We start from the raw sequence: 12,178 nt of genomic DNA, 5'->3' as shown, positions 1-12,178 counted from the left end.
CATGCTCATCGTCAAGGTCGTCAAGCCGCTCGTTTCCACCAACCGGATCCCCGATTTCGAGCACAAGCACCTACAGGTGGTGCTCGATGGCAGCACCAAGAAGGTGGCTGTCGATGCGGTGGGTGCGAAACCTGGTGACTGGGTGATCTGCGTCAGCAGCTCGGCCGCCCGTGAAGCCGCCGGCAGCAAGTCCTATCCCAGTGACCTCACCATTGTGGGGATCATTGACCACTGGGAACCCGACCCTCCGAAGACCTCCGCTCCCTCTCCATCCCCCAGCCCCAGCAAACCCGCAGGAGGCAAAGCCAGCTGATGGAAATCATGCAGGTGATGGGAACGCTGGTCTGCTCCTACCGGGTTGCCGGTTTGGATCACATGCACCTGCGCATTCTCAAGAACAACAAGGGCAAGAAGTTGGTTGCCGTTGACCCCGTGGGTGCCCGTGAGGGCAACTGGGTGTTCACCGCCAGCGGTTCAGCTGCCCGGCATGCCTGCCCTGACAACACCGTTCTCACCGATCTCACCATCGGTGGAATCATCGATTTCTGGAATCCGGACGGATAGGGATCCTTCATTTCCCTCTGCCGTTTCCGTTCCGCTTCCACACCTTCCAATCCATGGCCACTCCTTCCCCCACCCCCCGTCGTCGCACCACCCGCAGCACCCCTGCAGCAAACAAGACCGTGGATGTGAAGCCTGTGGCCAGCACCCCTGCTCCCGCTTCTACTCCCGCCAAGGCAGCTCCTGCTTCAACCACCCGTCGCGCGTCCACAACAACGCGTCGCAGCAGCGTCTCCAACACCGGAACCGGCGGCGGATCAGCTGTGGCCAAACCCGCTGCAACCCCTTCCCCCATCGTTCCCGGTGTGGCCCTGGGGATGATCGAAACCCGCGGCATGGTTCCCGCCATCGAGGCAGCCGATGCGATGACCAAGGCTGCGGAAGTCACCCTGATCTGCCGTGAATATGTTGGTGGTGGCTACGTCACCGTGATGGTGCGTGGTGAAACCGGTGCCGTGAATGCCGCTGTTCGTGCCGGAGCTGATGCCTGCGAGCGTGTGGGTGATGGTCTCGTTGCCGCGCACATCATTGCTCGCCCCCACAACGAAGTTGAACCAGTGTTGGCCGGCAGCGGCGCAGTCCGCCGCAGCTGAAGGACCAAAAGCACCTCATTGCCGTTCACAAAGAGCACTTTTGCTGATGACCGGCTCTTAGATTCGCCGGCCATCTAGCGACAAGCTCGATCATCATTCCGCTCGCTGTTTTGACTCCGGAGCTTTCGCTACCTCAGCAGACCGCCTGGTTGATCCCGCTCTACGGGTTCATCGGGATGTTGGTCTCTTTGCCGTGGGCCTGTGGCTGGTTCAGGCGTGATGCGCATCGACCGGCGGCGTATCTAAATATATTTCTGACCCTGGTGGCCTTCGTTCACGGAAGCCTGATCCTGCAGGAGGTGTACCAATCAGGGCCAGTGGATCTGGCCTTTCCGTGGCTCACTGTGGCCGATCTGGAGCTGGATATCAGCTTCAGTCTTTCGCTCACAAATTTGGTAGCCCTGGAACTGATCACGGGCCTCAGCTTGCTGTCCCAGGTGTATTCCCTGGGCTACATGGACAAGGAATGGGCGTTGGCCCGCTTCTTTGCCCTGCTTGGATTTTTTGAGGGGGCGATGAGTGGTGTCGTGCTCAGCGACTCCCTCTTCCAGAGCTATTTCCTGCTGGAGATGTTGACGCTCTCTACCTATCTGCTCGTGGGTTTCTGGTATGCCCAACCCCTGGTCGTCACAGCAGCCCGGGACGCCTTCCTCACCAAGCGCGTTGGTGATGTGCTCCTGCTGATGGGTGTGGTGGCGCTCTGCAGCTACTCCGGAGTGATGGGGTTCAACGATCTTTATGCCTGGGCCGCTCAAGACACCCTCTCTCCGTTGGCGGCAACGCTGTTGGGTTTAGGCCTGGTCGCTGGCCCAACGGGCAAATGCGCCCAGTTCCCAATGCACCTCTGGCTGGACGAAGCCATGGAGGGCCCGAACCCTGCTTCGATTTTGCGGAACTCGGTGGTGGTGACCTGCGGCGCCATCGTGCTGCTGAAGGTGATGCCCATCCTTCAGCTCTCGCCCATCGCCATCGGTGTGATGCTCGTGATCGGCAGCATCAGTGCGATCGGTGGCTCTTTGGTGGCTCTGGCTCAGGTGGATATCAAGCGCACGCTGTCGTATTCCACAACGGCCCACATGGGGCTTGTCTTCATCGCCATCGCGCTGCAGATCCCTGTTCTTGCCTTGTTGCTGCTGTTCACCCATGCCGTGTCCAAAGCGCTGCTGTCGATGAGCATTGGCGGTGTGATTGCCTCCACCAACTGTCAGGACATCACCGAGCTGGGGGGACTGGGCAGCCGCATGCCGGCCACCACAACTGCGTTTCTTGTGGGTGGTGCTGGTCTGGTGGGATTCCTGCCCCTGGGTGGCTTCCTAGCCCTGGCCCAGTCGATTGAACTGCTGAGCGTTCGCTCGGTGCCGTTCATGGCGGTGTTCCTTCTCACCAACGCACTCACCGCCATGGGTCTGGTGCGGGTGTTCCGCCATGTGTTCATGGGGAATTCCCTGATCAAGTCCCGCCGGGCTGCCGAGGTGAACTGGCAGATGGCGTTCCCGATGGTGGCGCTCACCGTGATTGTGCTGATCACCCCGCTGTTGCTGGTGCGGCTTGAGTCGCTCGATGGTTTGTTGGCCTTCCCGCTCTGGGCAGCAGCGCTGGTGGTGGGAAGCGGACTGCTGGGTCTGCTGGCTGGCGCCGTTCTCCCTCTGAGCAAGGCCTGGTCCCGCTCGCTGAATCCTGTGCTGCGCTGGTGGCAGGACCTGCTGGCTTACGACTTCTACACCGAGGGCTTTTATCGCCTCACCATCGTCAACGTGGTGGCTGGCTTCTCTCGCCTGGCGTCCTGGTTCGACCGAAATGTGGTGGATGGTCTTCTCAACGGGGTGGCTCGCTTCTCCCTGGCCAGTGCCGACAGTCTCAAGCTCAGCGTCAGCGGCCAGAGCCAGTCGTACGTGCTGACGGTGCTCCTGGCCATCGTTCTTTTCCTCACCGCGGTGAGCTGGTTCCTCACCTGATCGCCCCGAGATGCTTCTTTCCCTCCTGCTTCTGATTCCCTTCCTCGGGGCTCTGGCTCTGATCCTCTGGCCGGGATCCCCGTCCGGTGCACGCCTGCGCGATGTGTCCATCGTGCTGCTGGTGGTGCAGTGTCTGGCGAGCTTTGCCTTGCTGCTGCCTTTCGATGCCGCCGACGCAGGTTTGCAGTTGGTGGAACAGGCCCGCTGGGTGCATGCCATCGGCCTGGATTACGCCTTGGCGCTGGACGGTCTGTCCTTGCCGCTGGTGTTGATGAATGGGGTGCTCTGCCTTGTGGCGGCCATCGCGTCGCGCACGATCGAAAACCGCCCCCGGGTCTACTTCGCCCTGTTGCTGGTGATTTCCGGAGCGGTGAATGGTGCCTTCCTGGCCCAGAACCTTCTGCTCTTCTTCCTGTTCTACGAATTGGAGCTCATCCCCCTCTGGATGCTGATCGCTGTGTGGGGTGGCGCCAACCGGGCCTACGCCGCCACGAAGTTTCTGATCGTCACCGCCGTCTCAGGCGTGCTGATCCTCGGTGCCTTCCTTGGCATTGCTTTTGTCACCGGAACCATGGACTTCAGCCTGCGGCCGATCCTTGCCGGTGAACTGGGCATGACCGCCCAGCTGCTGCTGATGGGTGCTCTGTTGATCGGCTTCGGTATCAAGATCCCCCTCTTCCCCTTCCACACCTGGCTGCCGGATGCCCACACCGAGGCCTCCACACCGGTGTCGGTTCTTCTGGCAGGTGTGCTACTCAAGTTGGGCACCTACGGCCTGCTGCGTTTCTGCCTTGGCTTGTTCCCCGATGCCTGGCAGCTAGCGTCTCCATGGCTGGCTGGCTGGGCTGCGATCTCGGTCCTTTATGGATCCCTTGCCGCGATCGCCCAGACCGATATGAAGCGCATGGTGGCCTACAGCTCTGTTGGACACATGGGCTACGTGCTGCTGGCTGCCGCCGCCGCCACGCCGCTCGGGTTGATGGGGGCCCTGTTCCAGATGGTGAGCCATGGCCTGATCTCCGGGGTGCTGTTCCTAGTGGTGGGTGTCGTTTACGCCCAGACCGGTACCCGCGACCTCAACGTCTTGCGTGGCCTGCTCAACCCCCAGCGCGGCCTGCCGCTCACCGGATCTCTGATGATCATCGGGGTGATGGCCAGTGCCGGAATTCCCGGCATGGCCGGCTTCATTTCTGAATTCCTGATATTCCGCGGCAGCCTGCAGCCCTTCCCCCTGGCCACGTTGCTTTCCATGGTGGGATCGGGACTGACGGCGGTGTACTTCCTGCTGTTGGTGAACCGTGCCTTCTTCGGTCGCCTGGCGATCGCCCCCGGCGAGGTGGTGAATCCCCGTATCCTCAATCGCGTGGCGCTGCGGGAGCAGGCTCCAGCCATCGCCCTCAGCCTTGGTGTGCTGGTGCTTGGCCTTGCTCCGGAGCTGCTTTCGAACCTCAGTGAGGCGGCCACCACGGGCCTCAGCCTGATCACCAGAGATCTGTCATGACCCCGACATCCGCATCCCCTGTGAAACCCCCGGTGCTTCCTGATCAGGAGGAGTTGATCCGTCGTTTGCTCAGCGATACGCCGCTGCTCAAGGACACCCCCGACCATCTGCTGCAGGTGGTGAATGTCCTCGAGAGCTATGGGCTTGTACTCGATGCTTACAGCAAGAATCTGGTGGATCAGGGCGAGCAGCAGATGCTCAATCCCTTCCCGGTGTTCCGCTTTTTCCATGAGGGCTTCAGCCTCAAGCGCCTCTGGACCCATCTGATGGGGGATCGCATCAATTTCGAGTACGCCGAGTACTGCCAGAAGGCGATGTTCTGGCATGGCACCGGCGGGTTGGATGCCTACCTCGACACGCCCGAATTCGCAGAGGCCTGCCAGCGGATCATCAAGTGCAAGTCGGCGCGCGACCCTCTGCTGGCCCTCAACAACCGCCTCTATCCAGACTTCGCCCCCGAGGCCATCCGTTCGCTCACCACCATCTACTGCCTCGGTCTGTTCTGGCGGGTGATGAGTGACATCTTTGTCGATCTAGCCCGTCGCTACGCGATCAAGGAAGTCACCTGTGTTAACGATGTGGTGCATCACATCCGAGATGGCTTGGTGGCGGCGGCTGGAAGCCCGATTGAATACAAGGTGACGATCGGTGGTGAAGAGATCTGGGTCCTCCCCCCCGAGGCGGGTCTCACGTTCCTCGTGGATGTAGCGGTGCCCTACGTGGAGGCCGTTTTCTTCCGCGGCATGCCTTTCCTTGGAACGGTGTCCTACAACGCCCAGGCCCGGCAGATTTCGCCGGACATCAGTGATTTCAAGTACGGCGCCCTTTACGCCGACCCGATTCCGAGCATGGGTGCGGGCATTCCCCCCAGCCTCTGCATGCAGGACATGTACCGCCACCTGCCCGAGGAACTGAGCCTCTGGTACGACGACAACGGTCGTGGCCAAACTGACGTGCACGTGCAGATCTGCGTCAGCTTCCAGAAGTCGATGTTCTGCGTCACCAATGCCGCCATCGCCGGCACGATGCCGCATCCGCTGGACACCGATGACCCTGAGCAGCAGGCCGCCAATCGGGCCTACGCCGAGGCTTGGTCTGGGCGCTTGATGGGCTGCCAGCGGGTGGCGCTCCTCTAGGTTTTCAGCAGATTCAGGCTGAACGGGGACTCTGATGAATCAGTGGCAAGAGCGGAAACGACCCGTATGCCTCGAGTGTCGTTTCGAGTTTGAGAGCTACGACGCCACCAGGGATTTCCTCGACAAGCTCGGCGACCACAGTGAGGCGACCCAGTGCTTTCCCGACATCAGCTTTGGGCGCACTTACGTGAACATCACGATCCGGCCGGAGGATGACGGCCCCGAGGCCCAGCTGAGCGACGCCGATCGTGCCTTTGCCGCAGAGATCGATGCCCTCCTCAGTTGATCTGGCTTCGGCCTACGCCGATTCCGGTGTGGCTGAGGTGTTGGACCAACTGGACCGTGAACTGATCGGCTTGGCGCCGGTGAAGACGCGGATCCGGGAGATCGCTGCGCTGCTGCTGGTGGATCAGGCGCGGCAGCAACTGGAGTTGCCCAGTACCGCACCCAGTTTGCACATGTCGTTCACCGGCCATCCCGGTACGGGCAAGACCACCGTGGCGCAGCGGATGTCGCAAATCCTGCATCGCCTTGGTTACCTCCGCAAGGGCCATGTGGTGACGGCCACACGCGACGATCTCGTGGGTCAGTACGTGGGTCACACTGCCCCAAAAACCAAGGAGATGCTCAAGCGTGCCCAGGGTGGCGTGCTGTTTATCGATGAGGCCTATTACCTTTACAAGCCAGACAACGAACGCGATTACGGCGCCGAAGCGATTGAGATTCTCCTGCAGGAGATGGAGAGCCGGCGCAGCGACGTTGTGGTGATCTTTGCGGGCTACAGGGATCGGATGGAGACCTTCTACAGCTCCAATCCAGGCCTGTCATCCAGGGTGGCGCACCATCTTGATTTTCCCGACTACAGCGACGACGAGCTGATGGCGATTGCAGGCCTGCTCCTCGAGGCCCAGCACTACCAGTTCAGTGCCAAGGCCGAGACAGCTTTTTTCGAGTACGTCTCGCGCCGGCGTCAGCTGCCTTTCTTCGCCAATGCGCGCTCGGTTCGCAATGCCTTGGATCGGGCCCGTCTGCGCCAGGCCAATCGGTTGTTCTCGCGGATGGGAGAAGCCCTCACCAAACAGGATCTCACCACCCTTGAGGAGGGAGATATCCGGGCCAGCCGTGTGTTCAAGGGCGAAGTGGAGGGTCACCATCCCGCTCAGCACGGCCTCTGATCAGCTGCGCCATGCCTAGGCCCACCAGCAGGCCGGCTGTGCCGTGACCCTGCAGGAGGGCAACCCCGAGCACCAGAACCGACAAGGGTGCAGGAAGCACGCAGCGGTACAACGCACCTGTGAGGGCGCCGCACCAGCTGCCCAGGCTGCCCAGATCGGGCAACAGCAGGTGGAGTCCAATCCCGAGTGTGCAGGCCACCAGGAACAAGGGGAAGAACACCCCTCCGCGCCAGCCTGTTTCCAGGCAAAGGCCGAGCATCACCAGTTTCACGATTGCGGAGAGGAGCAGAACCCAGGCCTCACTTGAGTTCTGGCCTTCCAGCAGGGGGCGCAGCTGCTCTTCCCCGGCGAAGGGAACCAACGGCAACCAGTGCATGCAGGCCCCCAACAGCAGGCCGGTCAGCAGCGGCCACCAGGGCCATTGGGCCAGGAGTTGGCGCTGTTCCAGCCAGCCTCGCCACCGCAGAAACAACAAACCGAGGCCGCAACCGATGAGCCCCCCCATTAGGCCTGCGCTGAGGCTGCCGAGATCTTCCCCCAGGTTGCTGGGCCAGATGTACGGAAGCCGTTGCAGCGATCCACCGCTGGCGGTTCCCATGCCATTGAAGGCGGCAAACCCGGCAACACCGCCGAGGCTGCCCGGCAACCAGCGGTCGAGGAAGGTCTGCTTGCCGTTTTTTGGGTGAGCGACATCGCCAACCAAAGCACCACCGAGCAGTGGAGCTCCGAAAAAGGCGAGGCTGCCTGCCACTGTTGCTTCCTGCAGCTTCTGGTCACGACCACGCCAGATCCGTTGACTGATCAGGGCGGCCATGCGGCTCATCAGGGCCTCAGGTCCGATGCATCCTCCCCCAACCTGGGCCAGCGCCGCTCCGAGAAGGCCGCGAGCTTCATCGCGTTTCGGAGCCTGGTCGGGATCACGAAGATCACTCAGGGTGTCCCGCAGCTCCGGTAGCAACGTGGTGGGGCCGGGGCGATGCAGCAGCGAAAGAATCAAGCCACTGCCGCCGCAGATCAGCAGCGACCAGCCCAGTGGAAGGCTGCGATCCAAGCCCTCGAGCACCGGATCTCCCCAGAGCCGCTGGCTTAAGCCCCCGATCCAACCCATTACCACAGCCACACCGGCGCCGCTCAGGGCGCCGGTGAGCAGGGCCATCAGGCTGAGGCGAAGGCGAGTCACCAGTGCGGGTCGGTGGCGAATTCAACGCTGAGTTTCGCTGATTGCGACGCCGGAACGGTGCTGATGCAGGCGCGAACCGTCTTGCCGTTTACGTCGATCTCGCAGGCCCCGCAGCTGCCCCCCAGGCAACCGGTGGGAATGCTGATGCCCGCGCCACTGGCGGCCACCAACCAGTCCTGGCCGATGGTTTCGTGGGTGATGCGCCCATCGGGCCAGCGCACAGGAATCGACGTCATGGCTGGAGCAATGGAGCAAGGTTCACATGTTGCTCGAACGCATCGGCAAGGCGATCGAGCAACAGATCACGGTGGGCGCTGTGGTTCTTGGGATCGTTGGTCAACGGTTGCAGCCCCCGTTGCTCGCGAAGCCGGTTGAGCCAGGCCCGTCGCCAGGGGCCATTGTCGAGCAAGCCGTGCAGGTAGGTGCCCACCACGCTCGAACCCTTGGGGCCGGGCGCCCACCAACCCAAACCGGAGTCGCTGCTTAGCGGCTGAAGGCCGGGATCCGGGGTGGTGGTTCCGTAGTGCAGTTCAAATCCGCTCAGCGGTGTTTCCATGGGCCAGAGGCCATCGATGCTGCGCTGGCTCAGCCGTTTCGTGCCGCTGAAGGTGGTTGCCAGGGGGAGGAGTCCCAAGCCGCTCTGGGGTCCCCGCTGATCGGTGCCCTCCAGTCCCTCCGGATCGTTCAACGTTTTGCCCAGCATCTGCATGCCGCCGCAGATGCCCAGGACGGATCCCCCCCTGCAGGCGTAGGCCCTGAGTTGATCGGCCAGTCCAGAGCTTTTCAACGCCTCCAGATCCCGCAGCGTCTGCTTGCTTCCCGGAAGAATCACGGCATCCGGCTCCCCCAGAGGTTCCCCGGGTTGAATCCAGCGCAGCTTCAGGCTGGCTTCGGCTTCGAGCGGATCGAGATCGGAGAAGTTACTCAGGGAGGGCAACCGCAGCACAGCGATCTCCAGATCGGTGGCCCCGCGGGTGGGTTTGCGTTCCAGCAGATCGAGGGAATCTTCCGGTGGAAACAGCTCGTTGAGCCAGGGCATTACCCCCAGCACCGGTACCCCGGTATTGGCTTCCAGCCATTGGCGACCCGCATCAAACAGCTCCCGACGGCCGCGGAAGCGGTTGATCAGGATTCCTTTGATCAGCGGGCGCTCCACCGGGCGTAGCAAAGCGAGCGTCCCAACGATCTGGGCAAAGACGCCGCCGCGCTCAATGTCGGCCACCAGCAGGCAGTTGGCCCGCAGGTACTGGGCCAGGCGCAGGTTGGTGAGATCGCGGCGTTGCAGGTTCACTTCCACCGGGCTTCCCGCCCCCTCCAGCACCAGCCGGCCTTGCGGCCATTGCTGCTGGAGCTGCATCAGCCCGCTGCGGATCGCCTGCCAACCGGGGCGGAACCAGTCGCGGTAGTAGTGCTCGGCGCGGGCGATCCCCACGCTTTGGCCCCCATGGATCACCTCGCTCGTGCTGTCTCCCCGGGGTTTCAGCAGCACGGGGTTCATGGCGCAGCAAGGCTCAAGGCCCGCCGCCCAGGCCTGCATGGCCTGGGAGTAGGCCATCTCGCCGCCATCGGCATCCACCCAGGCGTTGTTGCTCATGTTCTGGCCCTTAAAGGGCAGCGCCTGTTCCCCACGGCGTTGGAGCACCCTGCACAGTGCCGCCGTCATCAGCGATTTGCCAGCACCGCTGGAGGTGCCCAGCACCATCAGGGGGCGCGGCGTGGTGTGGGTCACAGCGGCCAGTGCCGACGCAGGTTGTGACGCAGCCGATCCAGTACAGAAATCGAACGCTGCAGCAGTGCAGGGTCGTCATCGAGGAGTTGGCGACCCAGGGTTGTGAGCCTGAAGCGGCTGGTCAGCCCCTGTCCATCTACTTCGCGGCGAAGCACGCCCACGCTGATCAGCCAACGCAGGTCGTCCTCGAGGGCTTCGCTGTTGCGGAACCAGCGTTTGCTGCGGCCGTAGCGGCTGGGCTCGCTCCAGAGGTCGCCAGCATCCAAGCCTTGCTGCTGAAGATCCCGGTAAAGGGCTTCAGAGAAGGGCAGGCATCCCATGGCCCTGCAGGCCCGGTCACGGCTGCGTCGATCCAGCAGGTCGGTGGGGTTAGCGATGGCGAAGCCTTCCGTCCCTGGCAGCCTACGGAGCGTTGTTCTGCGGCGTGTTCCCGTGCTCATGCTTGCTTCCGCCTCGCCGGCGCGTCGCCGTTTGCTCGAGCAAGCGGGAATCCCGCATCAGGTGCGCGTCAGCGGTGTGGATGAAGACCAGATTCAGCATGCAGATCCAGCAGAGCTGGTGAAATTGCTGGCTCAGGCCAAGGCCACAGCTGTCGCTCAGACGCTTGATCCTGTGGGCGATGCCGAGATCACGGCTGTGCTGGGCTGTGATTCCGTGCTCAGTTTTGAAGGGCAGGTGTTCGGCAAGCCCTCAGGGCCAGCCGAAGCGATCGAGCGTTGGCAGCGGATGGCTGGCGGCTGCGGATCTCTGCTGACGGGCCATTGCCTGATCCGTCGCGGACAACCTGAGCTGTTGGCTTGCGTTGAAACGGTGGTGCGCTTTTCCGCGCTCAGCCAGGCCGAGATCGAGGCCTATTTGGCCAGTGGAGAACCGCTGCAATGCGCTGGTGGTTTTGCCCTCGAGGGCCGCGGCGGCCTCTGCATCGATGGCTTGGATGGCTGTTATTCCAACGTGATCGGCCTGAGCCTTCCCTGGTTGCGTCAGCAGCTTTCAGCTTTGGCTTAGTGCAGCAGCAGATTTCGCGTTCCCGAAATCGCTTGCATGGCCAGCAGCAAAGTCACCAGAAGATTGCTGCTGATGTGAATGCGCCTGGCCTGCACGGAATGACCAATCAAGGGCTGCAGCGCCGTTGAGCTCAGCAACAGGGCGGTGAGAAATATCCCCATCCAGAAGTGGGATTGCCAGAACAGGGGTCTCCAGGGAATATCGCTGAACCGCTCCACGGCCGGTTGAAGCCCCAGCAGAAGCAGGCTGCCCGCACTGGTGACAGCCCAGATAAAGCGCTGCCAGACCAGCCGTGTCGCTAGCAGGCGTCCGAAGCTGAACATCACAGCACTGCCGGTGACGATCAGACCCAGGGGATGGCTGCCCCAGAGGCTTTGGCCCAGGCCGATCAGCACCGCCACCAGCACCCCGCCGGTCACCCAGGCCCCATGCTGCGCATGCTCCACCGGCACCGTTTCGGCGATTGGGTTGATCTTGAGCCGCTTTTCCCGCGCCAGGATTCCCAGCCGTATCGTGGCGCCCACCACCGGGTAGACAAAAAGGATCATCAGCACGGGGTGGATCAATCCCAGCCAGTCGTAGCCGGTGAGCGACTGCAGTGTCTGGGGATCAGCCAAAAAAAAACGCAACCCTGCATCCAGGGTTGCGCATCGCAGGGTTGTGAACTGCGAATCTGGATCAGACCTTGCGGGAGTAGTACTCAACCACCAGCAGTTCGTTGATCTCCAGGGCAACCCACTCGCGTTCGCAACGGGCGGTGACCTTGGCGCTCAGCTTGGACTTGTCTAGCTCGAGGTGGCTGGGCACGTTGGCCAGACCGGGGAACTCGAGGTTGGCTTCAGCCAGCTTCTTGCTGCACTTGCGCTCGCGGATGGCGATTACATCGCCAGGCTTGCACTGGTAGCTGGCGATGTCGGTCACACGACCGTTCACGGTGACATGGCCGTGGTTCACCAGCTGACGGGCGCCGGGCACGGTGGGACCGAAGCCGAGGCGGAAACAAACATTGTCGAGACGGTTCTCGAGCAGCTTGAGCAAGTTGGTTCCGGTGGAACCTTCCTGGGCGCGCGCTTTCTTCACGTAGCGCACGAGCTGACGCTCGGAGACGCCGTAGTTGAAGCGAAGCTTCTGCTTCTCTTCGAGACGGATCGCGTATTCAGAGCGCTTGCGACGGGCTTGGCCGTGCTGACCGGGGGGATAGGACCGTTTGGCGGCCTTCCGGGTGAGACCGGGGAGGTCTCCCAAGCGCCGCGTGATCCTCAGGCGAGGGCCGCGGTAACGAGACATAGGTGGGAAGGTGTGTGTTGAGATCGTGCAGTTGTTGGGCATGCTGGAACCGAAAC

The 12,178-nt window shown here is 62.3% G+C and carries 15 protein-coding genes; 9 read left to right on the top strand and 6 right to left on the bottom strand.

Translation table 11 applies throughout. From position 1 onward, the window contains the following. Position 1: 1 nt before the first annotated feature. From Syncc8109_RS07840 to cbbX, 8 genes are all read left to right on the top strand, one after another. Complete coding sequence (locus tag Syncc8109_RS07840) at positions 2-313, top strand: carboxysome peptide A (RefSeq protein WP_006850911.1); 312 nt, start codon at positions 2-4, stop codon at positions 311-313. After that, positions 313-564: a carboxysome peptide B gene (locus tag Syncc8109_RS07835; RefSeq protein WP_011363752.1), complete on the top strand. Its 252-nt coding sequence runs from the start codon at positions 313-315 to the stop codon at positions 562-564. Before Syncc8109_RS07840 ends, Syncc8109_RS07835 begins: the two co-directional genes overlap by 1 nt. A 53-nt stretch (positions 565-617) precedes the next feature. Further along, positions 618-1,154 (top strand): BMC domain-containing protein, encoded by a 537-nt coding sequence (locus tag Syncc8109_RS13130; protein WP_006849763.1) that lies wholly within the window; start codon positions 618-620, stop codon positions 1,152-1,154. Positions 1,155-1,264: 110 nt separating this feature from the next. After that, positions 1,265-3,109: an NAD(P)H-quinone oxidoreductase subunit F gene (locus Syncc8109_RS07825; RefSeq protein ID WP_006850767.1), complete on the top strand. Its 1,845-nt coding sequence runs from the start codon at positions 1,265-1,267 to the stop codon at positions 3,107-3,109. A 10-nt stretch (positions 3,110-3,119) separates the two neighbouring features. After that, entirely contained in the window at positions 3,120-4,610 is a 1,491-nt protein-coding gene (locus Syncc8109_RS07820) for an NADH-quinone oxidoreductase subunit M (protein ID WP_006850162.1), read from the top strand. Continuing rightward, the gene (locus Syncc8109_RS07815; protein ID WP_025362428.1) at positions 4,607-5,746 is read left to right on the top strand and encodes a CO2 hydration protein; all 1,140 of its coding nucleotides are present in this window, start codon (positions 4,607-4,609) and stop codon (positions 5,744-5,746) included. The genes Syncc8109_RS07820 and Syncc8109_RS07815 overlap by 4 nt, the downstream gene beginning before the upstream one ends. Positions 5,747-5,780: 34 nt before the next feature. Continuing rightward, positions 5,781-6,032: a 4a-hydroxytetrahydrobiopterin dehydratase gene (locus Syncc8109_RS07810; protein ID WP_006850818.1), complete on the top strand. Its 252-nt coding sequence runs from the start codon at positions 5,781-5,783 to the stop codon at positions 6,030-6,032. Next, positions 6,016-6,921 carry a CbbX protein gene (cbbX, locus tag Syncc8109_RS07805; protein WP_006849890.1) on the top strand — a complete coding sequence of 302 codons (906 nt, stop codon included), beginning with the start codon at positions 6,016-6,018 and terminating at the stop codon, positions 6,919-6,921. The genes Syncc8109_RS07810 and cbbX overlap by 17 nt, the downstream gene beginning before the upstream one ends. On the opposite strand, the gene Syncc8109_RS07800 is transcribed toward cbbX, so the two are convergent. The 4 genes from Syncc8109_RS07800 to Syncc8109_RS07785 are packed head-to-tail and all read right to left on the bottom strand — an operon-like array spanning position 6,875 to position 10,270. Next, a complete protein-coding gene (locus Syncc8109_RS07800) occupies positions 6,875-8,101 on the bottom strand; it encodes a chloride channel protein (RefSeq protein WP_006851603.1) in 1,227 nt (408 codons plus the stop codon). The genes cbbX and Syncc8109_RS07800 overlap by 47 nt on opposite strands. Next, positions 8,098-8,337, bottom strand: a complete 240-nt coding sequence (locus Syncc8109_RS07795; protein WP_006851247.1) for a 2Fe-2S iron-sulfur cluster-binding protein — start codon at positions 8,335-8,337, stop codon at positions 8,098-8,100. The genes Syncc8109_RS07800 and Syncc8109_RS07795 overlap by 4 nt, the downstream gene beginning before the upstream one ends. After that, the gene (locus Syncc8109_RS07790) at positions 8,334-9,803 is read right to left on the bottom strand and encodes a cobyric acid synthase (protein ID WP_045172770.1); all 1,470 of its coding nucleotides are present in this window, start codon (positions 9,801-9,803) and stop codon (positions 8,334-8,336) included. Before Syncc8109_RS07790 ends, Syncc8109_RS07795 begins: the two co-directional genes overlap by 4 nt. Positions 9,804-9,826: 23 nt before the next feature. Beyond that, positions 9,827-10,270 (bottom strand): Npun_F0494 family protein, encoded by a 444-nt coding sequence (locus Syncc8109_RS07785; protein WP_006852013.1) that lies wholly within the window; start codon positions 10,268-10,270, stop codon positions 9,827-9,829. On the opposite strand from Syncc8109_RS07785, the gene Syncc8109_RS07780 reads away from it, so the two are divergent. Next, the gene (locus Syncc8109_RS07780; RefSeq protein WP_084213263.1) at positions 10,269-10,835 is read left to right on the top strand and encodes a nucleoside triphosphate pyrophosphatase; all 567 of its coding nucleotides are present in this window, start codon (positions 10,269-10,271) and stop codon (positions 10,833-10,835) included. The two genes, Syncc8109_RS07785 and Syncc8109_RS07780, sit on opposite strands and share 2 nt — an antisense overlap. Here the strand turns inward: Syncc8109_RS07780 and Syncc8109_RS07775 are convergent. Beyond that, positions 10,832-11,452, bottom strand: coding sequence for a DUF4079 domain-containing protein (locus Syncc8109_RS07775; RefSeq protein ID WP_025362426.1), 621 nt, complete (start codon positions 11,450-11,452; stop codon positions 10,832-10,834). The genes Syncc8109_RS07780 and Syncc8109_RS07775 overlap by 4 nt on opposite strands. 61 nt (positions 11,453-11,513) lie before the next feature. Then, positions 11,514-12,122, bottom strand: coding sequence for a 30S ribosomal protein S4 (rpsD, locus tag Syncc8109_RS07770; RefSeq protein ID WP_011363781.1), 609 nt, complete (start codon positions 12,120-12,122; stop codon positions 11,514-11,516). Positions 12,123-12,178 lie beyond the last annotated feature (56 nt).

The organism is Synechococcus sp. WH 8109, from assembly GCF_000161795.2.
Taxonomy (GTDB): Bacteria; Cyanobacteriota; Cyanobacteriia; order PCC-6307; family Cyanobiaceae; genus Parasynechococcus.
The sequence above is the reverse complement of the archived record's forward strand: the minus strand, read 5'-3'. Positions and strand labels throughout refer to the sequence as shown.

What these genes read in the sequence shown, in the direction of transcription:
- Syncc8109_RS07780 (WP_084213263.1), top strand. Translation starts at nt 10,269, where the DNA reads ATGCTTGCTTCCGCCTCGCCGGCGCGTCGCCGTTTGCTCGAGCAAGCG.
- Syncc8109_RS07790 (WP_045172770.1), bottom strand. Translation starts at nt 9,803, where the DNA reads ATGGTGCTGGGCACCTCCAGCGGTGCTGGCAAATCGCTGATGACGGCG.
- Syncc8109_RS13130 (WP_006849763.1), top strand. Translation starts at nt 618, where the DNA reads ATGGCCACTCCTTCCCCCACCCCCCGTCGTCGCACCACCCGCAGCACC.
- Syncc8109_RS07785 (WP_006852013.1), bottom strand. Translation starts at nt 10,270, where the DNA reads ATGAGCACGGGAACACGCCGCAGAACAACGCTCCGTAGGCTGCCAGGG.
- Syncc8109_RS07835 (WP_011363752.1), top strand. Translation starts at nt 313, where the DNA reads ATGGAAATCATGCAGGTGATGGGAACGCTGGTCTGCTCCTACCGGGTT.
- Syncc8109_RS07820 (WP_006850162.1), top strand. Translation starts at nt 3,120, where the DNA reads ATGCTTCTTTCCCTCCTGCTTCTGATTCCCTTCCTCGGGGCTCTGGCT.
- Syncc8109_RS07810 (WP_006850818.1), top strand. Translation starts at nt 5,781, where the DNA reads ATGAATCAGTGGCAAGAGCGGAAACGACCCGTATGCCTCGAGTGTCGT.
- Syncc8109_RS07795 (WP_006851247.1), bottom strand. Translation starts at nt 8,337, where the DNA reads ATGACGTCGATTCCTGTGCGCTGGCCCGATGGGCGCATCACCCACGAA.
- Syncc8109_RS07840 (WP_006850911.1), top strand. Translation starts at nt 2, where the DNA reads ATGCTCATCGTCAAGGTCGTCAAGCCGCTCGTTTCCACCAACCGGATC.
- rpsD (WP_011363781.1), bottom strand. Translation starts at nt 12,122, where the DNA reads ATGTCTCGTTACCGCGGCCCTCGCCTGAGGATCACGCGGCGCTTGGGA.
- Syncc8109_RS07815 (WP_025362428.1), top strand. Translation starts at nt 4,607, where the DNA reads ATGACCCCGACATCCGCATCCCCTGTGAAACCCCCGGTGCTTCCTGAT.
- cbbX (WP_006849890.1), top strand. Translation starts at nt 6,016, where the DNA reads ATGCCCTCCTCAGTTGATCTGGCTTCGGCCTACGCCGATTCCGGTGTG.